At 73.6% G+C, this 23062-nt stretch carries 20 protein-coding genes and 1 riboswitch; of the genes, 12 read left to right on the forward strand and 8 right to left on the reverse strand.

The annotated features are described in order from the left end of the window. The first annotated feature begins 112 nt into the window (after positions 1 to 112). The 4 genes from ACA361_RS30885 (at position 113) to ACA361_RS30900 (ending at position 3085) form a co-directional block, all read left to right on the forward strand. Positions 113 to 1282, forward strand: coding sequence for a sensor histidine kinase (locus ACA361_RS30885; RefSeq protein ID WP_375017802.1), 1170 nt, complete (start codon positions 113 to 115; stop codon positions 1280 to 1282). A gap of 13 nt (positions 1283 to 1295) precedes the next feature. Next, positions 1296 to 1943 (forward strand): response regulator, encoded by a 648-nt coding sequence (locus ACA361_RS30890; protein WP_375017804.1) that lies wholly within the window; start codon positions 1296 to 1298, stop codon positions 1941 to 1943. Between the two features lie 54 nt (positions 1944 to 1997). Beyond that, positions 1998 to 2330 carry a hypothetical protein gene (locus ACA361_RS30895; protein ID WP_375017806.1) on the forward strand — a complete coding sequence of 111 codons (333 nt, stop codon included), beginning with the start codon at positions 1998 to 2000 and terminating at the stop codon, positions 2328 to 2330. Positions 2331 to 2416: 86 nt separating this feature from the next. Next, entirely contained in the window at positions 2417 to 3085 is a 669-nt protein-coding gene (locus tag ACA361_RS30900; protein ID WP_375017808.1) for a DUF4328 domain-containing protein, read from the forward strand. Between the two features lie 12 nt (positions 3086 to 3097). Here the strand turns inward: ACA361_RS30900 and ACA361_RS30905 are convergent, their stop codons facing one another. The 3 genes from ACA361_RS30905 to ACA361_RS30915 all read right to left on the reverse strand — a co-directional run bounded on the left by ACA361_RS30905 (position 3098) and on the right by ACA361_RS30915 (position 7232). After that, the gene (locus ACA361_RS30905) at positions 3098 to 6517 is read right to left on the reverse strand and encodes a DNA polymerase III subunit alpha (RefSeq protein ID WP_375017810.1); all 3420 of its coding nucleotides are present in this window, start codon (positions 6515 to 6517) and stop codon (positions 3098 to 3100) included. A 7-nt stretch (positions 6518 to 6524) separates the two neighbouring features. After that, positions 6525 to 6800, reverse strand: coding sequence for a DUF6504 family protein (locus tag ACA361_RS30910; protein WP_375017812.1), 276 nt, complete (start codon positions 6798 to 6800; stop codon positions 6525 to 6527). A 159-nt stretch (positions 6801 to 6959) separates the two neighbouring features. Continuing rightward, positions 6960 to 7232 (reverse strand): hypothetical protein, encoded by a 273-nt coding sequence (locus ACA361_RS30915; protein WP_375017814.1) that lies wholly within the window; start codon positions 7230 to 7232, stop codon positions 6960 to 6962. Between the two features lie 277 nt (positions 7233 to 7509). Here ACA361_RS30915 and ACA361_RS30920 point away from each other — a divergent pair, with 277 nt between their 5' ends. Together ACA361_RS30920 and ACA361_RS30925 are read left to right on the forward strand one after the other, a co-directional pair. Continuing rightward, positions 7510 to 8169, forward strand: coding sequence for a TetR family transcriptional regulator (locus tag ACA361_RS30920; protein ID WP_375017816.1), 660 nt, complete (start codon positions 7510 to 7512; stop codon positions 8167 to 8169). Between the two features lie 81 nt (positions 8170 to 8250). Further along, complete coding sequence (locus tag ACA361_RS30925) at positions 8251 to 9975, forward strand: serine/threonine-protein kinase (RefSeq protein ID WP_375017818.1); 1725 nt, start codon at positions 8251 to 8253, stop codon at positions 9973 to 9975. A gap of 13 nt (positions 9976 to 9988) precedes the next feature. Here ACA361_RS30925 and ACA361_RS30930 read toward each other — a convergent pair whose 3' ends face one another. Both ACA361_RS30930 and ACA361_RS30935 read right to left on the reverse strand, forming a co-directional pair. Next, a complete protein-coding gene (locus tag ACA361_RS30930; RefSeq protein ID WP_375017820.1) occupies positions 9989 to 10939 on the reverse strand; it encodes an alpha/beta hydrolase in 951 nt (316 codons plus the stop codon). A gap of 44 nt (positions 10940 to 10983) precedes the next feature. Next, a complete protein-coding gene (locus ACA361_RS30935) occupies positions 10984 to 11496 on the reverse strand; it encodes a hypothetical protein (protein ID WP_375017822.1) in 513 nt (170 codons plus the stop codon). Between the two features lie 112 nt (positions 11497 to 11608). Here ACA361_RS30935 and ACA361_RS30940 point away from each other — a divergent pair, with 112 nt between their 5' ends. Both ACA361_RS30940 and ACA361_RS30945 read left to right on the forward strand, forming a co-directional pair. Then, entirely contained in the window at positions 11609 to 12409 is an 801-nt protein-coding gene (locus ACA361_RS30940; RefSeq protein ID WP_375017824.1) for a helix-turn-helix domain-containing protein, read from the forward strand. Positions 12410 to 12480: 71 nt separating this feature from the next. After that, positions 12481 to 12924 (forward strand): VOC family protein, encoded by a 444-nt coding sequence (locus ACA361_RS30945; protein ID WP_375017826.1) that lies wholly within the window; start codon positions 12481 to 12483, stop codon positions 12922 to 12924. A gap of 4 nt (positions 12925 to 12928) precedes the next feature. On the opposite strand, the gene ACA361_RS30950 is transcribed toward ACA361_RS30945, so the two are convergent. Continuing rightward, a complete protein-coding gene (locus ACA361_RS30950; protein ID WP_375017828.1) occupies positions 12929 to 13717 on the reverse strand; it encodes an SAM-dependent methyltransferase in 789 nt (262 codons plus the stop codon). A 200-nt stretch (positions 13718 to 13917) separates the two neighbouring features. On the opposite strand from ACA361_RS30950, the gene ACA361_RS30955 reads away from it, so the two are divergent. Further along, positions 13918 to 15321 carry an amino acid permease gene (locus tag ACA361_RS30955; RefSeq protein WP_375017830.1) on the forward strand — a complete coding sequence of 468 codons (1404 nt, stop codon included), beginning with the start codon at positions 13918 to 13920 and terminating at the stop codon, positions 15319 to 15321. Between the two features lies 1 nt (position 15322). Further along, positions 15323 to 15562 carry a hypothetical protein gene (locus ACA361_RS30960; RefSeq protein WP_375017832.1) on the forward strand — a complete coding sequence of 80 codons (240 nt, stop codon included), beginning with the start codon at positions 15323 to 15325 and terminating at the stop codon, positions 15560 to 15562. Here ACA361_RS30960 and cobN read toward each other — a convergent pair whose 3' ends face one another. Then, a complete protein-coding gene (cobN, locus tag ACA361_RS30965; RefSeq protein WP_375017834.1) occupies positions 15563 to 19189 on the reverse strand; it encodes a cobaltochelatase subunit CobN in 3627 nt (1208 codons plus the stop codon). A gap of 62 nt (positions 19190 to 19251) precedes the next feature. Continuing rightward, positions 19252 to 19322, reverse strand: a riboswitch (cobalamin riboswitch). A gap of 42 nt (positions 19323 to 19364) precedes the next feature. After that, the gene (locus tag ACA361_RS30970; protein WP_375017836.1) at positions 19365 to 19958 is read right to left on the reverse strand and encodes a hypothetical protein; all 594 of its coding nucleotides are present in this window, start codon (positions 19956 to 19958) and stop codon (positions 19365 to 19367) included. 159 nt (positions 19959 to 20117) lie between these two features. Between ACA361_RS30970 and ACA361_RS30975 the strand changes: the two genes are divergently transcribed. Both ACA361_RS30975 and ACA361_RS30980 read left to right on the forward strand, forming a co-directional pair. Next, positions 20118 to 20597, forward strand: coding sequence for a general stress protein (locus tag ACA361_RS30975; protein WP_375017837.1), 480 nt, complete (start codon positions 20118 to 20120; stop codon positions 20595 to 20597). Positions 20598 to 20699: 102 nt separating this feature from the next. Further along, positions 20700 to 22778: a hypothetical protein gene (locus tag ACA361_RS30980; RefSeq protein WP_375017839.1), complete on the forward strand. Its 2079-nt coding sequence runs from the start codon at positions 20700 to 20702 to the stop codon at positions 22776 to 22778. The last annotated feature ends 284 nt before the right edge of the window (positions 22779 to 23062 follow it).

Here is a 23062-nt window from a genome sequence, read left to right on the forward strand (position 1 = left end):
GCCTGCGAGAAGGGTGGGGTCCGCCACATCGGGCGTAGGTTCGGTCCGTACGGCCGCCCATCGGCCGAATGGCCGATCCGAGCGGTACGCGCCAGGTCGTAGCCTGCGGGTCATGGACGTCCAGGGGGCGCGGCTGGACCGCGTCCAGTCGGTGAGCGGCTGCCTCTTCCGCGTCGTCGCGGGGGGCTGCACCGCCCTGTTCCTGCTGCTGAACGTGTTCGGCCTCCACTCGGAGCCGGCGAGCCTGCTCCTGGTCGCGGTCGCCGCCGTGGGCGCGACCGCGGCGCTGCTGCCCGGCCGCGACCGGGCGGGGGCGCTGGTCGCCGCGGTGCCGTCGCTGGCGATGACGCTGATCATCCAGTTCTGGGACGTCCCGGTGCAGGGCCCCAGCGTCCTGATCGAGCTGCCGGCGCTGCTGGTCCTGCTCGGCCGGATCGTGTGGCGCTCCCAGCCGCCCGTGCTGCTGCCGCTGGCCGGGTTCGTGGGGTTCACGGTCGTGGTGCTGCCGCTGCGCGGGTCGACGATCGCCATGGTCGTCCTCACGGCGCCGCTGGCGGTGCTGGTGGCGGTCGCCGTCGGCGCCGGGCTCTACCTGCGGGCGGTGGACGCGCGGCGGGCCCGGGCGCTGGCGGACGCGCGCCGCGACGAGCGGCTCGACCTGGCCCGCGACCTGCACGACTTCGTCGCCCACCACGTGACCGGGATCGTCGTCCAGGCGCAGGCGGCCCGGTTCACCGCCGGTACGGCCGCCGCGCAGGACCCCGAGCGGCTCGACCGGATGCTCGGCGACATCGAGGCGGCCGGCACCGAGGCGCTGACCTCGATGCGCCGCATGGTGGGCCTGCTCCGCGACGCCCAGGACGGCGGCGCCGCCGACGGGCACGCCGGCCGGCGGCCGGTCGGCGGGCTGGACCAGGTGGAGGAGCTGGTGGCGAGGTTCGCGCACCCGCCGGCGACGCTGTCCCTCGATCCCGGCCTCGGCACGCTCCCGCCCGAGGTGGCGACGTCCGTCCACCGGGTCGTGCAGGAGGCGCTGACGAACGCGCGCAAGCACGCCGCCGACGCCACCGCCGTGCACGTCGGCGCGGCCCGGCTGGCGGACGGCTCGATCGAGGTGGCGGTCCGCGACGACGGCCGCGGGCGGGGCGGCCGGCGGCTGCCGTCCGGCGGGTTCGGGCTGGCCGGGCTGGGCGAGCGGGTCGAGGCGATCGGCGGGCGGCTGACCGCGGGGCCGCGGCCCGAGGGCGGCTGGGAGGTCGTCGCGGTCATTCCGGGTACCTGAGAGAATCGCCCGCGTGACCATCCGCGTACTCATCGCCGACGACCAGGAGATGGTCCGGACCGGATTCCGGATGATCATCGACTCGCAGCCGGACATGGAGGTGGTCGGGGAGGCCGCCGACGGCGTCCGGGCGGTGGAGCTGGCGCGCGGGCTGCGCCCGGACGTGTGCCTGTTCGACATCCGGATGCCCGGGATGGACGGCCTGGAGGCCACCCGGCTGCTGGCCGGGCCCGCGGTGCCCGACCCGCTCCGGATCGTGATCGTCACCACGTTCGACATGGACGAGTACGTCTACGGCGCGCTGCGCGGCGGCGCGGCCGGCTTCCTGCTCAAGGACGGCGGTCCCGCGCTGCTCGTGGAGGCGGTGCGGGCGGCGGCCAACGGCGGGTCGCTGGTCTCGCCCACGGTCACCGTCCGCCTGCTGGAACGGCTCGCCGCCCCGGCCGCGCCGCCGTCCCCGCCCCGGGAGGCGCTCACCGAGCGCGAGCTCGACGTCGTCCGCCTCATCGCGCGGGGCCGGACGAACGACGAGATCGCCGGGGAGCTGTTCGTCTCGCTCTCCACGGTGAAGACCCATCTGGGCAGCGTCTTCCGCAAGCTGGACGCCCGCAACCGCGTCGAGATCGCCGCCTGGGCCTGGGAGACCGGCCTGATGCGCTGATCCGCTCTCGCCGAAAGGAACGTCCTGCTACTCGAGTCGCTGAGCGGCATCCCCGTGCCGGTCCTGGTCCTGTGGCTGCTCGCCGGTACGGGCTGGCTCGCGGTCACGCTGGGCCTGGCCCGCGCCCCGGCCGGCTTCGCGCGCCGCACCGCCCTGGCCGCGCATCTGATGACCGCCCCCGGCCTGGTGCTCTTCTGCGCCACCACCGGCTTCGGCGCGCTGCACGGCACGATCGCGCTCGCCGCCGAATGGTGGGCGCTGGTGCTGGTCACCGGCTTCCGCCCGCGGCGGCTCCTGGACGGCGGCACGCTGCCCCGCCTCGCCGCCTGGGCCGCGGTGGCCGTCACGCTCGCGCTCCTCGCCACCCGCTGGGTGCTGCGAATCTGAGCCGGCCGCGAACCCCCGCGCGGCGAAACCGGTCAAACGTCCGTAGGATCCGGACATCGGCCGAGACGTCCCTGCGGAGGTGGATCATGCCGTGTGCACTGTGCGGCGACATCATCCCGACCGAGGTGACGCGCTGCCCGGCCTGCGGCGCCTGGGCCCGCCGCCGCGACTTCCGCGCCGTCGGCGTGGCGGTCTTCATGCTCCTCGGCTTCAACGCGTTCATCGCCCTCGGCTCCGGCATCAGCCTGATCCGGCTGATCCGGCCGCTGCACCGCGCCACCCACGACACCTACGACCCGGTCCGCACCGCCGAGGCCCTGGCCCCGTACACCGACGTCTTCGTGATCTGCGCGGTGATGGCCGGGGTGACCGGGCTGCTCTACCTCGCCTGGCTGTGGCGCGCGTACGGCCAGTCCCCGGGCCCGCACCGCCACCACCGCGCGTGGGTGCTGTTCGGCTGGTTCTGCCCGCTGGTCAACCTGTGGGTCCCGCCCCGCATCGTGTACGACGTCTGGGTCACCAGCGGCCGCTTCCGCGCCCCCCAGCGGCACGCCGCCGCGATGATCGTCACCGGCTGGTGGACCTGCGTCGTGCTCGGCGTCGGCCTCGGCAAGATCTTCACGATCAGCAGCGTGCACACGCTCGCCGAGGCCCGCTTCGCCGTCCATGTGGGCGTGGCCGCGACCGCCTGCCAGGCCCTCGCCGCCGCCCTCTGCATGGCCACCGTCTTCGAGATCACCAGAGAGCAGCGCTGACCCGCGGCGGGGTCACGGCAGGGTGGGGCCGGAGCTGCCGCCGCTGGCGTGCCAGAGCCGGGCCGGGGGCCGCTTGACCGACTCGCCCGCGTGGCCGATGTCGGAGTACGGCGACATCGCGAACCCGTTGGCGTAGGTGAGATGGCGGGCCGGCCGGCGCGGGGACCGCCCGGCCGGGCCCCGCGGGGCCATCGCCCGCCGCAGGGCCTCGGGACCGCCCTGCCGCCACGCCTCGTTCAGCGCGGCCAGGTCCCAGCAGTCGGCGGCGGTCAGCGAGACGGCGCGGGCGCCCGGCCGCCGGAGCCTCCCCCGGACGAGCAGCAGCCAGGAGCCGAAGAGGGTCGCGGCGCAGCGGTCCTGGACGGACTCGAAGAACGCCAGGTCGACCGGGCCCGTCGAGTCGTCCAGGGTGGCGAAGATGACGCGCTGCCCCGACCGCACGGCGGGCGTCTGGGTGGCGACCTTGACCCCGGCGACCAGGATCTCCTCGCCCTGCCCGCGGCCGGGGAGGTCGGCGGCGCGGACGGCGCCCAGGTGGTCGAGCAGGTCGGCGTAGAACGTCAGGACGTGGCGGCTGACGTCCATGCCGAGGATGTCCAGCTCCGCCTCGACCATCTCGCCCGGCGTCATCGGCGGCAGCTCGCCGGCCGGGATCGGCTCGACCAGGTCGCCGAGGGGCAGCTGGCCCTCGACGGCCGGCCGCGCCGCCGCCCGGTCCAGCGCCCCCACCTGGCAGAGCAGGTCGCGGCGGGACGTCCCGGGGCCGTACAGGGAGTCGAAGCCGCCGGCCAGGGCGAGGCGCTCGGCGGTGGGGCGGGAGACGCGGGCGCGGTTCCAGAAGTCGGGCAGGGACGTGTAGGGCCGGCCGGCGACGATCCGTTCGGTCTCGGCCGCGCTGATGCCGCGCACCTCGTCCAGCGCCACCCGGATGCCGCCGTCCTCCACCCGCCAGTCGGCGGCCGAGCGGTTGACGTCCAGCGGCAGGACCGGCACGCCGAAGTGGCGGGCGTCGTCGAGGATGACGCGCTTGGGGTACATGCCGGGATCGTGGGTGAGCACGCCCGCGTAGAAGGCGGCGGGATGGTGCCGCTTCAGCCAGGCCGACTGGTACGTGGGCAGCGCGAACGACGCCGCGTGCGCCTTGCAGAAACCGAACGCCCCGAACGCGGTCAGCGTCCGCCAGACCCGGTCGACCGTGGCCTCCTCGTGGCCGCGGGCGAGGGCCCGCTCGCGGAACCACGCGCCGACCCGGGCCTGCCCCTCCTCGGACGACAGCGCCCGCCGGGCCGCCTCGGCGTCCGACAGCCCGCAGCCGGTCATCGCGTCCACGATCCGCAGCACCTGCTCGTGGAAGACCACGACGCCGAGGCTCTCGCGCAGGGCCGGTTCGAGGTCGGGGTGCGGGTACGCGGGCGCGCGGCGGCCGTGCCGGAAGTCCAGGAACGGGTTCACCATGTCGGAGTTCACCGGCCCCGGCCGGAACAGCGAGATGTCGATGATCAGGTCGGCGAACGTGCGCGGCTGGAGCCTGCCGATCAGCTCCCGCTGGCCCGGCGACTCGATCTGGAAGCAGCCGAGCGTCCGGGACGTGCGGATCAGCTCGAACGTGGGCTCGTCGTCGTGCGGGACCGCCTCCAGATCGATCCGCTCGCCCTCGGTCCGGTCGATCTCCGCGACCGCGTGGGCCATCGCCGACTGCATCCGCACGCCCAGGACGTCCAGCTTGAGCAGGCCCATCGCCTCGACGTCGTCCTTGTCGTACTGGCTCATCGGGAAGTCGAGCAGGCTCGGCTCGACCGGCGTGCGGTCGCGGAGCGTGGGGTTGGACAGCAGCACGCCGCAGGGGTGCATCGCGACGTGCCGGGGCAGGCCGTCCAGCCGCTCGGCGATGCGGAACAGCACGTCCAGCTGCCCCTGCGCCAGGTTGCTCTGCCGCAGCTCGGGCAGCTCGTGCAGGGCGGTGCGGATCTGCCGGGCCCGCACGTGCGGGAACGCCTTGGCGATCGCGTCGATCTCGCTCGGCGGCAGCCCCACCGCGCCGCCGACGTCGCGGATCGCGCTGCGGGCGCGGTAGGTCTCCATCATCGAGACGCAGGCGACGCTGCCGGAGCCGTACCGGTCGAAGAGGGCGCGGTACGCGTCCAGGCGCCGCGCGGACTCCACGTCCAGGTCGATGTCGGGCAGGCCGGGGCGGCTGTCGGCCAGGAAGCGCTCCATCACCAGGTCGTGCCGGAGCGGGTCCACGTCGCCGATCCCGATCAGATGGTTGACCAGGCAGCCCGCGCCCGAGCCGCGGATCGAGCAGCGGATGCCGAGCGAGCGGATCAGCGCGGCGGCGTCGGCGACGGTGAGGAAGTAGGAGGCGAGCCCCTTGCGGGCGATGATGCCGAGCTCGTGCGCCAGCCGCCGCGCGGCCTCGGCCGACCGGTCCAGCCCGCGCCGGACGAGCCCCTCCTCGCACCTGGCCGCGAGCCGCCCGTACGGGTCGTCGCCCGCGTCGGGCAGGTGCACCCGGTCCATGCCGAGGTCGGCGCCGGTGTCGAGCGCGCAGCGCTCGGACAGCCGCCGGGTCTCGGCCAGCAGCTCCGCCGCCGCCTCGTGCCCGCAGCTCAGCTCGGCGACCCGGCGCATCTCCTCGGCCGGCTTGAGGTACGCCTGCCCGGTCCGGTCCTCCAGGTGCCGCCGGTGCAGCGGCACGAGCCGGCGCGCGACGTCCAGCACCTGCGCCACCGGATGGTCGGCCGGATCGAGGTAGCGGACCGCGTTCCCCAGCACCGCCGGGATGCCGGCGTCGCGGGCCAGCGCGAGCATCCGCGCCGCGCGGTGCCCGTCGCCCCGGCCCTGGTGGTCGACGATCTCGACGGCGACCTCGGCCGTCTCCCGCCAGGCCGCCAGCCGGGCCGCCGCCAGGTCGGGCCGCCGCTCGGCGATCGCGCGCCCCACGTCCGAGCGCGGCCCGAGCAGCACGACCAGCCCCTCGGCGTGCGCCCCGACCAGCTCCCGGCTGGTCACCGGCCGGCCGCGCCCGCCCGCCGCGTGCGCCGCCGTGACCAGCCGGCACAGCGACCCCCAGCCGGCCTTCCCGGTGGCCAGCACCACGGCCCGCTCCTGCCCGGCGGGCTCCCCCGCGTCGCGGGCGGCCCCGGCCGCCCGCCCGGAGGACCGGCCACCGCCCGCGCGGCGGCCGCCGGCCGTGCCGCCCTGGCCGCGCTCGGGCCCGGGCTCGGGACCGGCCATGGTCAGGTCGGCGCCGACGACCGGGCGGACGCCGGCCGCCGTGCACGCCTGGACGTGCTTGACCGCGCCGTACAGGCCGTCGCGGTCGGTCAGGGCGAGCGTCTCCATGCCCAGGCCGGCCGCCCGCTCGGCGAGCGCGCGCGGCGGTGCGACGCCGTGGCGGAGCGAGTACGAGGACGCGACATGCAGGTGCACGGCGGCCTCAATCCCACACGCGGGAGAGCGTCCAGGCGTCGGTGGCCGCGTCGTAGCGCAGCTCGTAGACGCCGATCTCCAGGTCGGGCGTGGCCTCCACCCGCCAGAACTCGCGCTCCCCGGTCACGTCGGACTCGGGCTGCTGCTCCCGCCACCAGTCGCGGGTCGTGACCCAGTGCTCCAGGACCCGCCGTACGGTGTAGAGCCGCTCCCGCCAGACGAACCGGACCGGGCGCCCGTCGGTCACCCAGACGTCCACCGGGTCGCCGAACACGCGCGTCATCTGCCTCCCCCGCCCTTTGTGCCTCTCGATCACCGCACGGGGGAAGAAGGCATGCGGCCCGTTCGAACATGTGTTCGTTACCGAGTCTAGGGAAGCCGGGACCCGGGAGGCAAGGCGGGGCGGGCCCGGGATCGCGGGCCGGGAAAGCGCAGGTCAGGCTTAGACGAGCAGCCGCACCAGCCGGTCGGCGACGACCGCGACCTCGGCCACGTCGGCGATCCCGCCGCCGGGCCACAGATAGCTCCAGCCGCCCCGGGCCGGGGTGGCGACGACCATGATCTGGCGGCGGGTGCGGGGGCCCAGGACGGCGAGCACCGACTCCTCCGGACCGGCCAGCCGCCAGCGCAGCCCGCGCGCCTCGGCCTCGTAGGCGAGCGCCGCGAGATGGTGGCGCCGGACCTCGGCGAATTCCTGCGCATCGACAACAGACACGATCATCCGCCTCTGGTGGTTGGGATCCCGGTCGTCCCGTGGCGAGCGGCGCTCGGACGGCGACGAACGGTGACCTCCGACCAGCATGGCCCGTGACAAGTGATCACCTCGGGGTTTATCCGGGAAGGTAGGTGAGGTCTTCCTTCCCTGACTCTCCGCGATCCTCCGTTACCCAGAGTGACGTAACCCTTACGCGTTCACCCCGCGTACACTTCGCTGATGTGCCTGTAACCGCGTTGCCGCGGGCGCTCCGCCCCCGCCCGGCGGGCGTCCGCCGATGACCGCGGCCGTCCCCGCCGGCCGCGACGTCCCCGGCCCCGCCGGCGGGTGCGGGCGGCGCGAGCGCAAGAAGCGGCAGACCCGGACGGCGCTCATCGACGCCGCGCTCGAACTCTTCCGCGCCAAGGGGTACGAGGCCACGACGATCGACGAGATCGTGGCCGCCGTACCGGTCTCCCAGCGCACCTTCTTCCGCTACTTCGCCACCAAGGAAGACCTGGTCATCGGGCTCCAGCAGGAGAAGGACCGGGCCATGGTGCGGGCGCTGGAGGCCCGGCCGCCCGGGGAGCGGCCGCTCACCGCCCTGTTCGAGTCGGTGCGCGCCGTGCTCCGCACGATCGCCGAGAGCGACCCGGCCGACAGCGCCCGGTTCCGCGCGGTGCGGCAGGTGATCGAGTCCAATCCGGCGCTGACGGCGGCGCACCTGGCGCGGGTCGCGGCGATGGAGCACGAGCTGGCCGCGATGATCGCGCGCCGGGAGGGCGTCGACCCCGCCGAGGACATCAGGCCGCAACTGGTCGTCGCGTTCCACACCGCCGCGATCCGGGTGGCGTTCGAGGACTGCTCCCGGCACGGCGTGTGGGATCCCGCCGCGATGGCGGCCCGGGTCGAGAGCACGATGGCGCTCGCCAGGGAGGGCCTGCCCGGCTGGGTGTGACCGCCCGGAGTGAACGCGTACATACCGGAGTGCCGCTAAGGTTTCTGGTCAGGACGGCTCCCCCTCGACCCCAGGAACAGCATGACCATGCGCGTAGGAGAGAACGCCGAATCCCTCCGGCCCGAGGACCCTCGCGAACTCGGGAGCTACCGGCTGCTCGCCCGCCTCGGCCGGGGCGGGATGGGGACGGTCTTCCTGGGCGAGAACAGCGCCGGCGACCCGGTCGCCGTCAAGGTGATCAACAGGGAGCTGGCCAGCGAGGAGACGTTCCGCGCGCGCTTCCGCGGCGAGGTGACCGCGGCCCGCCAGGTCCGCCGGTTCTGCACCGCGCCCGTCCTGGACGCCGAGATCGACGCCGAGCCGCTGTACGTCGTCACCGAGTACATCGAGGGCCCCAGCCTGGAGCGCGCGGTCGCCGAGCGCGGCCCGCTGGCCGGCTCCGACCTGGAGGGCCTGGCGGTCGGGATGGCCACCGCGCTGGCCGCCATCCACGGCGCCGGGATCGTGCACCGCGACCTCAAGCCCGCCAACGTGCTGCTGTCCGCCACCGGCCCGCGCGTGATCGACTTCGGGATCGCCCGCGCGCTGGACGCCACCGACGGCCCCACCCGCACCGGGCAGTTCGTCGGCACCCCCAACTACCTGCCGCCCGAGCTGCTGCGCGGCGAGCAGGTCACGCCCGCCTCCGACGTGTTCGCGTGGGGCTGCGTGATGACGTACGCCGGTACGGGCCGCGCCCCGTTCGCCGGCAACACCGTCCCGGAGATCTTCTACCGGGTGGCGCACGACGAGCCCGCCCTCGACGACCTGGACCCGGGGCTGCGCGACATCATCGCCGCCGCGCTCGACAAGGACCCGGCCAGGCGCCCGTCCGTCCAGGAGCTGCTGGGCCGCCTGGTCGGCCACTCGCGGCCCGACCCGGCCCGGCTCGCCGAGACCGTCGAGTCGAGCTGGCACACGCCGGCCACGCCGCCCCCGCCGACGTACCAGGCGCCCCTGCCGCCGCCACCGCCGCCGCCGGCCCCGCCGGCCGGCGGCGTCACCCGCGACGACGCCTCCCACCCGGGCGGCGGCCGCGGGCGGCCGAGCGCGCCGCACCTGTCGAGGAAGAGGCTGGGCATCGGCGGCGGCGCGGTCGGCGCCGCGGCGCTGGCGGTCGTCCTGCTGTTCGCCGTGTTCGGCTCCAGCGGCCCGCCGGAGAAGCTGGCGACCTCGTTCGCCGACGACTTCTCCAGCACCGGCTCCGGCTGGGGCGGCGGCAGCACCTTCACCGGCCAGTACGGCTACAAGGACGGCAAGTACCGCCTGGAGACCACCAGCATCGACGAGATGCGCGACCGGTGGGTCCCCAAGGAGAAGGCCACCGACATGCCCGAGCGGATGCTCGTCACCGCCACGGTCACCGTCGTCCAGGGCGCCGACGACAGCCGGTACGGCCTGAGCTGCCGGGCCAACAACGACGGCGCGACGCAGTACGCGTTCCTCGTCCGCAAGGACGGCAAGGGCGCGCTGCTCCGCAAGACCGCGGGCGCGCAGGGCACCAAGGAGCTCGCCAACGTCGACAGCGTCCCGGGCTTCGACGGCAAGGGCCCCAACAAGCTGCAGATCGCCTGCGAGCCGCAGGACGAGAACAAGGAGGTCCGGCTGCGGCTCTGGGTCAACGGCGAGCAGGTCCTCGACCACACCGACGGCGACCAGCCCGTCGGGCACGGCTGGGCGGGGCTGCTGATCGAGCGCGGCGGCAACGCGGCCCAGCCGATCGTCGCCGACTTCGACGACTTCGACCTCTCGCAGATCCGCGACTGACCGCCCCGGCACGCTAGCGCAGGTAGCCGGTCATCCAGCGGTCCAGCTCGGCGAAGACCTGGTCCCTGGCCGGCTTGGCCGACAGCACCAGGTCGTGCAGGCCGCCCTCGATCCGTACCAGCGTCACGTGCCGGCCGAGCCGGGGCGCCCAGCGCGCCATGTGCTCCACGTCCAGGACGGCGTCCGCGCTCGACAGATCGGCCACCCCCGGCTTGGGCTTCACGCTGCGCTCGGACGCCATGACCAGCACGGGCACGTCGATGCCGAGCCCGGCGTGCACGCGCAGCTGGCCGCGCCGGACGGCCGCCAGCCACCCGGCCCGCACCGGGAACCCGAGCAGCGGCTTCCACTCCAGGTCGAAGTCCCACTCCCCCTCGTGGTCGCGGTGGATGCTGCGCGGGTACAGGTCGGACACGCCGGCGGGCAGCTTCGCCGCCGGGAAGCGCCGCCCCAGCATCCTGGCCAGCCCGGCGCCCGCCTTCCGCATCACCAGCGGCTCGTTGATGTCCAGGAACGGGCTGTTGAGGAAGAGCCCGTCCACCAGGCCCCTCCCCTTCATCCGGTCCGCCCACAGGGCCGCGACCAGGCCGCCCGTCGAGTGGCCGTTCAGGAGGAGGACGTCGTGCCCGTCCTCCTCGCGGACGATCCGCACCGCCTCGTCGATCTCCGGGAAGTAGTCCGTCAGGCTCCGCACGAAGTTGGGCGTCTGGTGCGGCCGCAGCGAACGGCCGTACTTGCGCAGGTCCAGCGCGTAGAAGTCGTACCCGCGCTCGACGTAGAAGTCGGCCAGGTGCTTCTGGAAGAAGTAGTCGATGAAGCCGTGCACGTACAGCACCGCGCGGCGGCCGCGCTCGCTGCCGCGCCGCCGTACGAGCGTGGCCACGACCTCGCCCTCGGCGTCCTGTCCCAGCGGCAGCTCGATCGCCTCGTACCCGGCCCCGAGCACATCGGTCGTCACGTCCATGGCCCCTCCCGTTCCACCGCGGACCAACCTATAGCGCACGGGGCTCACCGAGCTCGGCGAGATCCTGGGCCGGCGCCGGCCCGCACGGGGCGGGCGAGGGCGTTCGCGGCTCGCGCCCGGCGCAGGGCCCTCAGCTCCAGGGCGGCGTAGGTCACGACGACCGCGGCTCCCACCAGCAGGAACGCCACGCCCCAGGCCGTCAGGCCGATCACACCGGAGAAGGCGATCAGTATCAGGAGCGCGCCGGAGAGGGCGTTGCCCGCGACCACCAGGGCGGCGTGGCGGGCGCGGATGCGGGGGTAGCCGGCGATCAGGTTCAGGGCGGCCGCCCCGCCGAACATGGCGACGCCGAACGGCACGGACCAGGCGGTCGGCAGGCCGAGGGGGCCGCTGAGGGGCGCGGCGGCCGCGAGCAGGACGGCGCCGAAGGCGGCCGTGCTCCAGCCGTCGATCCGCAGGATCGTGCGGAGGGCCCCGTCCTCGGCCGCCGGCAGCCGGTCGGTGTCGGTCGCGCTGGTCGTGCCGGTCACGCTGGTCACGCTGGTCACGCTGGTCATGGTCGTCCCCTCTTCGCGGTGGTGCTGGGACGACCGTTCCAGCGGCGGGTCATGGTCTCAATGACGTCCGGGGTCATGGCGCCCGGCGGCGGGCGGGCTAGGCTCGGCGATCATGGACACCGAGCACCGCGCGGGCCCCCTCCTGCGAGAATGGCGGCGGCGCCGCAGGCTCAGTCAGCTCGACCTGGCCCTGGCCGCCGGCAGTTCGGCCCGGCACATCTCGTACGTGGAGACCGGCCGCTCGCAGCCCAGCCGCGCGATGGTGCTGCACCTCGCGAGCGTGCTCGACGTTCCCCTGCGGGAGCGCAACACGCTGCTGCTGGCCGCCGGTTACGCGCCCGCGTACCCGGAGAGCGATCTCGACGACGCGTACATGGCCTCGGTCCGGTCCGCGCTGGACACGATGCTCGCCGCCCACGAGCCGTACCCGGCCGTGGTCGTGGACCGCCTCTGGAACGTCCTGTCCGGCAACCGCGCGATGTCCGTCCTCATGGACGGCGTGCCGCCGCGCCTCCTGGAGCCGCGGCCGAACGTGTTCCGGCTGGCGCTGCACCCCGACGGCCTCGCCGCCCGGCTCGCCAACCTCACCGAGGTCAGGAGCCTGTTCCTGGAACGCCTGCTGCGCCAGGTCAGCGTCACCGGGGACGCGGACCTGCGGGCGCTCTACGAGGAGGTGCGGGACTACCCCGTCCCGGCGGGCGGGGACGCGCCCGCGCCGTACCCGGCGAGCCCGATCCAGGTGCCGCTGAGGATCCGCACGCCGGCCGGCGAGCTGTCGATGTTCAGCACGATGGCCACGTTCGGCGCGCCCGCCGACGTGACGCTGTCGGAGCTGGCGATCGAGTTCTTCTACCCGCTGGACGAGTTCACCGCCGGGGTGCTGCGGGCGCTCGGCGAGGTACCGGTCAGGTGACTGATGCGGGCCCGGTCGCGCCGTTCCTAGGGTCGTGGACATCCGCCCGACCTGCACGAACGGAGACGAAGATGAGCACGCGCCGCGTTCCGGAACACTACAGGTACAGCGCCGTCCCGCACCTGATGATCGACGGGGCGGCGGAGGCGATCGCGTTCTACGAGCGGGCGTTCGGGGCGGAGGAGATCTTCCGGCTGCCCGGCCCGGACGGGACGATCACGCACGCCGAGATCAGCGTGGAAGGGTCCGTGCTGATGCTTGGGGACGCCGACGGCGCCTTCGCGGCGCCGTCCCGGACGGGCTCGACGAGCGTGGTCCTGCACGTCTACGTCGCGGACGTGGACGCGCTCCACGAGCGGGCGCTGGAGGCGGGCGCGACCTCGCTGATGACCCCGGCGGACATGCCGTACGGCGCCCGCCAGATCATGCTGCGCGACCCGTTCGGCCACGTGTGGGTGTTCCTGACCCACCTGCGGGACGTCGCGCCCGAGGAGATCGTCCGGTCGATGGGCTGACCGGCTACCGCTTCACGCCCACGCCGCAGAAGTGGTACACCTCGGGCGGCGTCCCGATGTCGGTCGGCTCGGGGCGCCAGCGCGAGCAGGACACCACGCCCGGCTCCAGCAGCTCGACGCGGTCGAAGAAGCCGGCGAGCTGGCGGGCGGAACGGGCCACGATCGGGGTGCCGCCCGACTCGTTCACCGCGCGGGTGGACTCGTGCATCGCCGCGCCGTCGACCTCGTCGGTGGTGTGGCTGATCGCCAGGTGGCTGCCCGGCGGCACCGCGTCCACCAGCCGGTGCACGATGTCGAGCGCCTCGGCGTCGTCCAGGATGTGGTTCAGGACGCCGAGGAGCATGAGCGCGACCGGCCGCGAGAAGTCGAGCGTGCGGGCGGCGGCCTCCAGGACGGCGGCGGTGTCGCGGACGTCGGCGTCCACGTAGTCGGTGACGCCCTCGGGGGTGTGGCTGGTGAGCAGCGCGCGGGCGTGGACCAGGACGAGCGGGTCGTTGTCGACGTACACGACCCGCGAGTCGGGCGCGGCCCGCTGGGCGATCTCGTGGGTGTTGCCGGCGGTCGGGAGCCCGGTGCCGATGTCCAGGTACTGCCGGATCCCCACCTCTTCCGCGAAGAACCGCACCGCCCGGCCGAGGAACGCCCTGTCGTGCCGCGCGGAGAGGGCGATGTCGGGCAGCAGCCGCTTCACCGTCTCCCCGGCCTCGCGGTCGGCGGCGAAGTGGTCCTTGCCGCCGAGCCAGTAGTCCCAGATCCGCGCCGAGTGCGGGACGGTGGAGTCGATCCCGTCCATCGGTTCCTCCCTGCGTCGACCGCGGAGCGGGAACGGTCCCCGTCTCCCTCAGACGGATCATTGTAGGGAGAAGCGGCCCAATGTGTGATCTTGCGGCGGCGACAGGGGCGGTACCGAGCAGTAGGCGGCGGCGACCTAGAGTGGTCGGGTCAATTCCGGCGGACTGGATTCGCCGGAGAGCTGCGACCGGAAAGCCAGGAATGTCCGAAAGTACGGCGGCTCCTCCGCAGGAGGGCCTGCGGGCGGGGCTGCGCCGCCGCCACATGACCATGCTCGCCATCGGCGGCGCGGTGGGGGCCGGCCTCTTCGTCGGCAGCGGCGCTGTGATCAACACCGCCGGGCCGGCCGCGATCCTCTCGTACGCCGCGGCCGGCCTGCTGGTGCTGTTCGTGCTCCGGGCGCTCGGCGAGATGGTCGTCGCCCGCCCGGTCGCGGGCTCGCTCGCCGAGTACGCGCGCATCGCGCTCGGCCCCGCCGCCGGCTTCACGATCGGCTGGCTCTACTGGTACCTGTACGTGATCCTCGTCGGCGCCGAGGCCGTCGCCGGCGCCGCGATCCTGGCCGAGTGGATCGACCTGCCGCAGTGGTCGCTGGCCGCCGTGCTGCTGGTCGTGATGACCGCGGTGAACCTGGTCTCGGTACGGTCGTTCGGCGAGTTCGAGTTCTGGTTCGCCTCGATCAAGGTGGCCGCGATCGTGGTCTTCCTGGTCCTCGGGCTGCTGTACGTCCTGGGCCTGTGGCCGGACTCTCCCGGCGGCCTCGGCGACATCACCGGGCACGGCGGATTCGCCCCGAACGGCGTCGCCGCGATCTTCTCGGCGATCGTCGCGGTGATGTTCGCGTTCGGCGGCACCGAGATCGTCACGATCGCGGCGGCCGAGAGCAGGGAGCCCGGCCGCGAGGTCGCCCGCGCCACCGGCAACGTCCTCTGGCGGGTCGCGCTCTTCTACGTGCTGTCGATCTTCCTGGTGGTGGCGATCCTGCCGTGGAACGACGCCGAGATCCTCTCCAGCCCGTTCGTCGGGGCGCTGGAGGAGCTGGGCGTCCCGGCGGCCGGCACGATCATGCAGGCGGTCATCCTCACCGCCGTCCTGTCGGTGCTGAACTCGGCGATCTACGTCTCGTCCCGGATGCTGTACGTCCTCACCCGCGACGGCGACGCCCCCAAGGGCCTGGTCAGGCTGAACCGCCGCGGCGTCCCGGTCCGCGCGATCCTGCTCGGCACCGTGGCGGCCTGGGCGGCGGTGGTGGCCTCGTACGTCTCGCCGGACGCGGTGTTCAAGTTCCTGATGAACTCGATCGGCGTCATCCTCGCCTTCGTCTACCTGTCGATCGCGTTCTCCCAGCTCCGGCTCCGGTCCCGCCTCCAGCGCGAGGACCCGGCCAGCCTCACGTACAGGATGTGGGGCCACCCGTACCTCACCTGGCTCGTCGTCATCGCGCTGCTGGCCGTGCTGGTCTCCATGCTGTTCATGCCGGAGCTGCGGTCCCAGCTGCTCGCCTCGCTGGCCAGCCTGGCGATCGTCGCGGCGGTCTACCCGCTGCGGAAGCGGTTCGGGCGGATCCCGCCGGTGACCGGGGCGGAACTGATCGAACGCCGGTAACGTGCCCGCGGACCGCGACCGGCACGTTCCGAGCGTCTTCCTCGCCGAGGACGGCGCCGGCCGGCGCGTCGCCGTCAAGGTGATCAATCCCGATCTCGCCGACGACGCCGCGTTCCACGAGCGCTTCCGGCGGGAGGTCACGGCGGCGGCGGGCGGCGCGACCGGTCTCGTCCTGTACGACCGGGGCGCCGCCGAGCGCGTCACGGCCACGTTCGACGACTTCACGCTCTCCCGGCTGTGATCACTCGGCCTCCAGGTCGCCCTCCAGCTCCAGGTACGTCTCGCGGAGGCGGCGCAGGACGCCGGCGTCGGGCTCGGCCCACAGCCTCCGCTCGGCGGCCTCCAGGAGGCGTTCGGTGATGCCGCGCAGGGCCCACGGGTTGGACTGCTCCATGAACGCGCGCGTCTCGGCGTCGAAGACGTACTCCTCGGCGAGGCTCTGGTACATCCAGTCGTCCACGACGCCGGCCGTCGCGTCGTACCCGAAGAGGTAGTCGACGGTGGCGGCCAGCTCGAACGCGCCCTTGTAGCCGTGCCGGCGCATCGCCGCGATCCAGCGCGGGTTCACGACGCGGGCGCGGAAGACGCGGTGCGTCTCCTCGGCGAGGGTCCGCGTCCTCACCTGGTCGGGCAGCGCGGAGTCGCCGACGTACGCGGCGGGGCTGCTCCCGGTCAGCGAGCGGACCATCGCGACCATGCCGCCGTGGTACTGGAAGTAGTCGTCGGAGTCGACGATGTCGTGCTCGCGGGTGTCCTGGTTCTTGGCGGCCACCGCGATCCGCCGGAACGACGCCTCCATGTCGGACCGGGCCTCGCGCCCGTCCAGGCCGCGCCCGTACGCGTAGCCGCCCCACACCGCGTACACCTCGGCGAGGTCGGAGTCGTCGCGCCAGTTGCGGGCGTCGATCAGCGGCAGCAGGCCCGCCCCGTACGCGCCGGGCTTGGAGCCGAAGATCCGGGACGTGGCGCGCCGCCAGTCGCCGTGCCGCGCGTGGTCCTCCGTGGCGTGCCGCCGCAGGTGGTTGCGGTCGGCGGGCTCGTCCAGCTCCGCGACCGCGCTGATCGCGTCGTCGATCAGCGCGATGACGTGCGGGAACGCGTCCCGGAAGAAGCCGGAGATCCGCAGCGTGACATCGATGCGCGGCCGGCCCAGCTCGTCCAGCGGAACGATCTCGAAGCCGGTCACCCGGCGGGACGCGTCGTCCCACACCGGGCGGCAGCCGATCAGCGCGAGCACCTCGGCGATGTCGTCGCCCTGCGTCCGCATCGCGGAGGTGCCCCAGACGGTCAGGCCGACGCTGGACGGGTACTCGCCGGTGTCGTCCAGGTGCCGCGCGATCAGCGAGTCGGCGAGCGCGACGCCCACGTCCCACGAGTTGCGGGACGGGATCGCCTTGGGGTCGACGGAATAGAAGTTGCGGCCCGTCGGGAGCACGTTGACCAGGCCGCGCGTCGGTGAACCGGACGGCCCCGCGGGCACGTACCCGCCGTCGAGGGCGTGCAGGACGGCGCCGATCTCGTCCGCGGTGGCGTCCAGCCGCGGCACGACCTCCGTCGCCGCGAACTCCAGCAGCCGCACCACGTCCGGGACCTCGCGGCCCAGCACCCCGGCGCAGACGCCTTTCGGGTCGCGCCAGCCGCCGCGCTCCATGCCCTCGACGAGCCGCCGCGCGACCGCCTCCAGCAGGTCCACCACGTCCGACCCCGTACGGGACGGGCCGTCCGCCAGCTCGGCCAGCGCGCTCACGTCGCCGACCTCGCGGCCGGGGTCGGCGAGCAGCTCCTTCTCGTCCAGGTCGTACTCGGCGGCCAGCGCGGCCCGCAGCCCCGGCATCGCCCCTTGCGTGCCGCCCCAGACCTGCGTGGCGCGCAGCACGGCCAGTACGAGGTTGATCCGCGCCTCGCCCTCCGGCCGCTGCCCCAGGATGTGCAGACCGTCCCGGATCTGCACGTCCTTGATCTCGCAGAGGTAGCCGTCGATGTGCAGGATGAAGTCGTCGAACTCCGACTCCCCCGGCATCTCCTCCTGGTGCAGGTCGTGGTGGAGCTGGGCGGCCTGCACCAGCGTCCAGATCTGCGCCCGGACGGCCGGCAGCTTGCCCGGGTCCAGGTCGGCGACGGTCGCGTACTCGTCCAGGAGCTGTTCGAGCCTGGCCAGGTCGCCGTACGTCTCGGCGCGCGCCATCGGCGGCACCAGATGGTCGACGACGGTGGCGTGGCCGCGCCGCTTCGCCTGGGTGCCCTCGCCCGGGTCGTTCACGATGAACGGGTAGACCAGCGGGAGATCGCCGAGCACGGCGTCCGGGGCGCACTCCTCCGACAGCCCGAGGCCCTTGCCCGGCAGCCACTCCATCGTCCCGTGCTTGCCCAGGTGGACGACCGCGTCCGCGCCGAACTCCCGGTCCAGCCACCGGTACGCGGCCAGGTAGTGGTGCGAGGGCGGCAGGTCGGGATCGTGGTAGATCGCCACCGGGTTCTCGCCGAAGCCCCGCGGCGGCTGGATCATCAGGATCACGTTCCCGAAGCGCAGCGAGGCGAGCACGATGTCGTCGCCGTCCACGTACAGCTCGCCGGGCGGCTCGCCCCAGTGCCCGCGGACGCCTTCCCGCAGCGTCTCCGGGAGGGCCTCGAACCATTCCCGGTAACGGTCGAGCCGCACGCGTGCGGGCGCCTGCCGCAACTGCTCCTCGGTGAGCCATTCCACGTCGTGGCCACCGGCCGCGATGAGGGCGTGGATGAGCGGATCGCCGTTCTCGGGGTCGTTCCACAGCTCCCGGTCGTCCCCGAGCCGGTATCCGGCCTCGGCCATCCGGCGCAGCAGCCGTACGGCCGAGACGGGGGTGTCGAGCCCGACCGCGTTCCCGACCCGCGAATGCTTGGTCGGATAGGACGAGAGGACGAGCGCGACCTTCTTGTCCGCGTTCGGCTTGCGGCGCAGCAGGGCGTGCCGGACGGCGATCCCGGCGACCCGCGCGGCCCGTTCCGGATCGGCGACATAGACGGGGATCCCGTCCGGGCCCTCCTCCTTGAACGAGAACGGCACCGAGATGAGCCGCCCGTCGAACTCCGGAATGGCGACCTGCATGGCGGCGTCCATCGGGCTCAGGGCGCCGTCCGACCCGTCCCAGACGCCCCGCGCGGAGGTCAGGCACATGCCCTGGACGATCGGCACGTCGAGCCCGGCCAGGGCGCCCGCGTCCCAGGAGTCCTCGCCCGCCTCGCCCCCGGCCAGCACGGTCGCGACCAGCGCGTCCGCCCGCCCGAGGATCTCCAGCAGCCCCTCCTCGGCGCCCCGCAGCGAGCCGCAGAACACCGGCAGGGCGTTGGCGCCCGCCGCCTCGATCCGCTCGCACAGCACATCGACGAACGCGGTGTTCCCCGACAGTTCATGGGCCCGGTAGAAGACGACCCCCACCGTGGGCCTGCCGCTCTCCTGCGCCCATTCGCCGTGCACCCCGTACGAGGGCATCCGCACGGGCGGCGCGAATCCCTCCCCTGTCAGCAGCACGGTGTCGCTCAGGAAACGGGCCAGTTCCCGCAGATTCCCGACGCCGCCCTCGCGCAGGTAATCCAGCGCCTCCGCCGCCACCCCGCCCGGAACGGTCGACAGCGCCATCAGCTCGGCGTCCGGATCGGCCTCTCCGCCCAGGAGCACGAGAGGCAGGCCCATGCCCCTGAGCCGTTCGATGCCGTCGGGCCACGTCTTCCGCCCGCCGAGCAGCCGGACGACGGCGACATCGGCGCCTTCCGCCAGAGAGTCAAGTTCGTCCAACCCGATCCGTACCGGATTGGCGGTCACGTAACCGGCGTCCGCCGCACGCGCGGCGAGCAGTTCGGTATCGGCCGTGGACAGCAGAAGAGCACGCATCGGCGGAGCCTCCCCCGGGGTCTCCACGCCCCGGCTCGGGTGATGAGGTCAGCGGCGGCGCGGAGTTCCTGACTCCCGGGTCTCCGGCCCGGTCACAGTTGCGGGACAGCTCCGGATTCGCACCGGATTCCTCCCCCGCCGTCGCCCGGCCATCGTAGCCGTGCCGTCCCGCCCGTCAGCGCGCCGCCCGCCTGCGCTCCTCCACGCGGCGCAGCAGATGGTCGAGGCCGCGCCGCTCGTCGAAGTAGGACCACACCAGGTACGGACTCCAGCTTCCGTTGATGTACGGCAGCCGCAGCACGCGCTCCCTGGGCGCCTTCTCCGCCCGCGCCTCCGCCAGGCAGTCGCCGCACAGCGGCCGCGGCCCGGCCCCCTCGTCGCCCATCTCGATTTCCAGGCTTCCGGCGGCCTGCCCGTGCAGGGGGTCGTGCCAGCAGTACGGCACCGTCCCGTCCACGGGCACGCCGGTGTCCAGCGCCGTCAGCCCCGTCCGGCACAGCACGATGGCCACGAGGTACTCGCCCCATCCGCCGTAGTAGACGGTCTTCCCCCGGCGCACGAACTCCCGGATGACCGTGTCGGCCGTCTCCAGGCACGTGACGGCCTGCGTCCTCGCCGGCCCGTCGGGCACCCCAGCCTCCAGCCGGGCCCGCAGGTCCGCCATCGCCTCCTTGGCGCCCTTGGTCAGCGCCTTCGGCGTCATCCGCTCGAACGGCCCTTGCCTCCACTGCTCCGGGTCGCCCATCACGATCCTGCGCAGCACGCCCATCGCCCTCACCCTCCCTGGCACGACCGCCCGGAACGTACGTTACGCGGCGAAACGATCAAGGAACGGCGAATCGACTGGATCATCCTTACCCGTACAGGTGCGTCTCCAGAAACCACGGGTAATCAAGGCGGTAACGGCACCAGTGTCAAGGGGGGACCCATGTCCATGCACGCCATCCCGCCCATCACCGATCGTCCGGTCGTGGGCTCGTACAGCACGTACGCCGGCGCCCAGCGCGCCGTCGACTTCCTCTCCGACGACCACTTCCCGGTCGAGCACACCGCCATCATCGGCTCCGACCTGCGCATGGTCGAGACCGTCCTCGGCCGCGTGACCAGGAGCAAGGCGGCCCTCGCGGGCGCGGGCAGCGGCGCCTGGTTCGGCCTCCTGGTCGGCCTGCTGCTGACGTTCTTCACGGTCAACCACTCCGCGGTCCTCCCGCTGCTGATCGGCGGCATCGTCTTCGGCGCGGTGTTCGGCGGCGTCTTCGGCTTCATCGCCCACTCGATGACCGGCGGCACCCGCGACTTCGCCTCCCGCAGCCAGATCGTCGCCGCCAGCTACGACGTCGTCGCCGACGCGGAGGTCGCCGAGGACGCCAAGAACCGCCTCATCAAGCTCTCCTGGCGCGAGGACTGACCGCGCGGGGCGCCCGTTCCGGCATGTCGGACCCGCGCTGTACGGTCACCGGCCAAGTGATCGCAACGGTGTGATCCGGGTTCTCGGGAATGGGTGGACCGCATGCCGCGGGTGTCGCAGTGGGTACCGGCCGGTGACGATCACGAACTGCGCCTGGCCGCCGGAGTGCTGGAATGCCGCGACGCGCAGGGACGGGCCGTCGACCCGCCACCACCCCAGGTGGCCGCGACGCGCGCCTATCCGGCCTGGGCCCTGCTCAACCACCCCGGCGACGCCGAGGCGGCCCTCGCCACGCTCCCCGCACTTACCCAGGCGGCCCGGGCGGACCCGCACGACGCGGTGCCGATCTACCAGGCGGCGGCGCACGGCCTCCCGGCCCCGCACCTCCCGGTCTACTTCGAGCAGGCCGCCCGGGAACTGGCCGCCAGAGCCGTGGGGCTGACCGCCAAGGACATCGCCTCCTTCGCGGCACGGCTGGCCGAGTCGTTCCCGCCGGGCCAGGCGCTCGACGGCCTCATCGAGACCGCGGCCGGCCGCGCCGCCGCGGACCGCCCGCCCTGGCCGCGGCTCCCCCGCCAGCTGTCTGCGCTGGCCAAGGCGGCGGGCCGCGACGAACTCGCCGAACACCGCCGCCTGCTCGAACGCCTCCTGCCGCTGCCGGTGACCCGCCGGTTCCCGCTCGGCCTGTGGAAGACATGGCGCCCCACACTGGTCCGCATCGCCCAGAACTCACCACGCACCCAAGGACGGCTGCTCGACCTGCTCCCCTACGCCGACCACATCGACGGCTGGTGGCTGGACTTCCTGGACGAGTGCGGCGCCCTGGAAGCCGTGTGCGGCACGGCCGTACCGGAAGCACGGCCGGCGGGCGGCGCCGCGGCCTGGCTGGCACGCGCCGTCCAGCACCCCCGCCTGAACGAGACGGCCCGGCTGCGCAAGGACCGCGTCCGCCGGCCCCTCCCGCCGGAACTCCTCGCCCTGATCCCCCGCATGAGCGCCGAGCTCATCGCCGACGGCGTTCCCGTGCGACTGGACGGAACCGGCGACGGGGCACGCAAGATCGACCTCCGCGTGCTGGAGGCGTGCCTGGCCGACGGCGTACCCGTCGCCCCGCCCGTCCCGCCCGCGGAACTGGGCCTGGACGACTGGCTCAGGTGGCGGGCCGACGACGAGGACCTCCCCGCGACCGCGGCCGACCCGTCCTTCGGCCCCCGGCTGCTCGCGGCGGCGGCCGCCAACCCCGATCACAGCCGGATGCCCGGCGTCTGGGCGGTCCCCGCCCTGCGCCCCCACCTCCCGCTCCCCGCCGGCCCGGACGGCCCCGTCCCCCACCCGCTCGACGACCGCCACGTCACCGCCTCCCTGCGGGGCCTGCGCCCGGCCGGCCCTCCCTGGTCCCCGGTCAGAGGCGACCTGTACCGCATCGAAGTCATCGCGGCACTGCTCCGGAACCCCTCGCTTCCCGTACGAATCGAGAACCACCTGACCGACCTCTACCGCCTCACCGGCCGGATGGGCGCCGTCGCCCTGCGCGCGGCGACGGCCTGCACCCCAGAGGTCCACCGCCGACGGCTCCTGCTCCTCTTGGACGTGTGGTCGCGAACCCCGTTCGCCGACCCGGCCGCCCGCCTGCGCACGGCAGTCGTGACGACTCAAGAACAAATAGTCCACAACAGCAACGGCACGGCCGTGATGGTCCTCTTCCAGGGACGTGACGGGAGGCTTTTCCTGGAGTCGCTCACCGGCGAGGGAGACCCGCTGGAGGGCCGGTCCGTCGCGGAAAGAGCCGACCTGTCCTGCGGCTGGGACGAAGCGGACCGCCTACGAGCCTTCGCCGACCTGGTGAACGAACGCGGCCCCGTCCCCTGGGACCCGGCCGCAGCCACCCACCTGGCCGGACGCGTCGGCATCAGCGAACCCGCGGCCAAGCTGGTGATGGCGACGTTCCCCGAAGTGGACGACGGCTCGTATCCCGGCGAGCCGGCCCGCAAGCTCCTCGGACTCCGAACGGAAGAGGCCGACCGGGCCCGAGCCGAACTCACCGGCCTCACCCACGACCGCCGCCTCGCCCTCTTCGCCGACGCCCTCCCGGACCGTCCCGCCGACCTGTGGAAACCAGACGCGATGATCACCGTTGCCGACCAGGTGGCCGACACCTGGCTGAAACCACCCACCGCCTAGCGTTCGGCCCCTGACACCCCGGCCGACCGCGAGCTCGCCGGAGTACTCGACTGGGACGACGTCCCACTCGGGGCCCGCCCATAACCAGGCACGTTGACTCTCCCAGCAGAGAGGCGGACGCAGGAGGCCACCCGCCACTCCGCAGGAAGGCGTCACCTGGCGGCGATGGCTTCGACCCCAGGAGCATCGCCGGGTCCGACAGGCCGGCGACGCCGGCGGCGAGATTCCACCGCGTCGCCCCTCTTGTTGACTCGTGGCGTGTCCACCCCTCCGCACAGCCGCCG

The sequence above is a fragment of the Actinomadura sp. 21ATH genome (genome assembly GCF_041951345.1).
Lineage (GTDB): Bacteria > Actinomycetota > Actinomycetes > Streptosporangiales > Streptosporangiaceae > Spirillospora.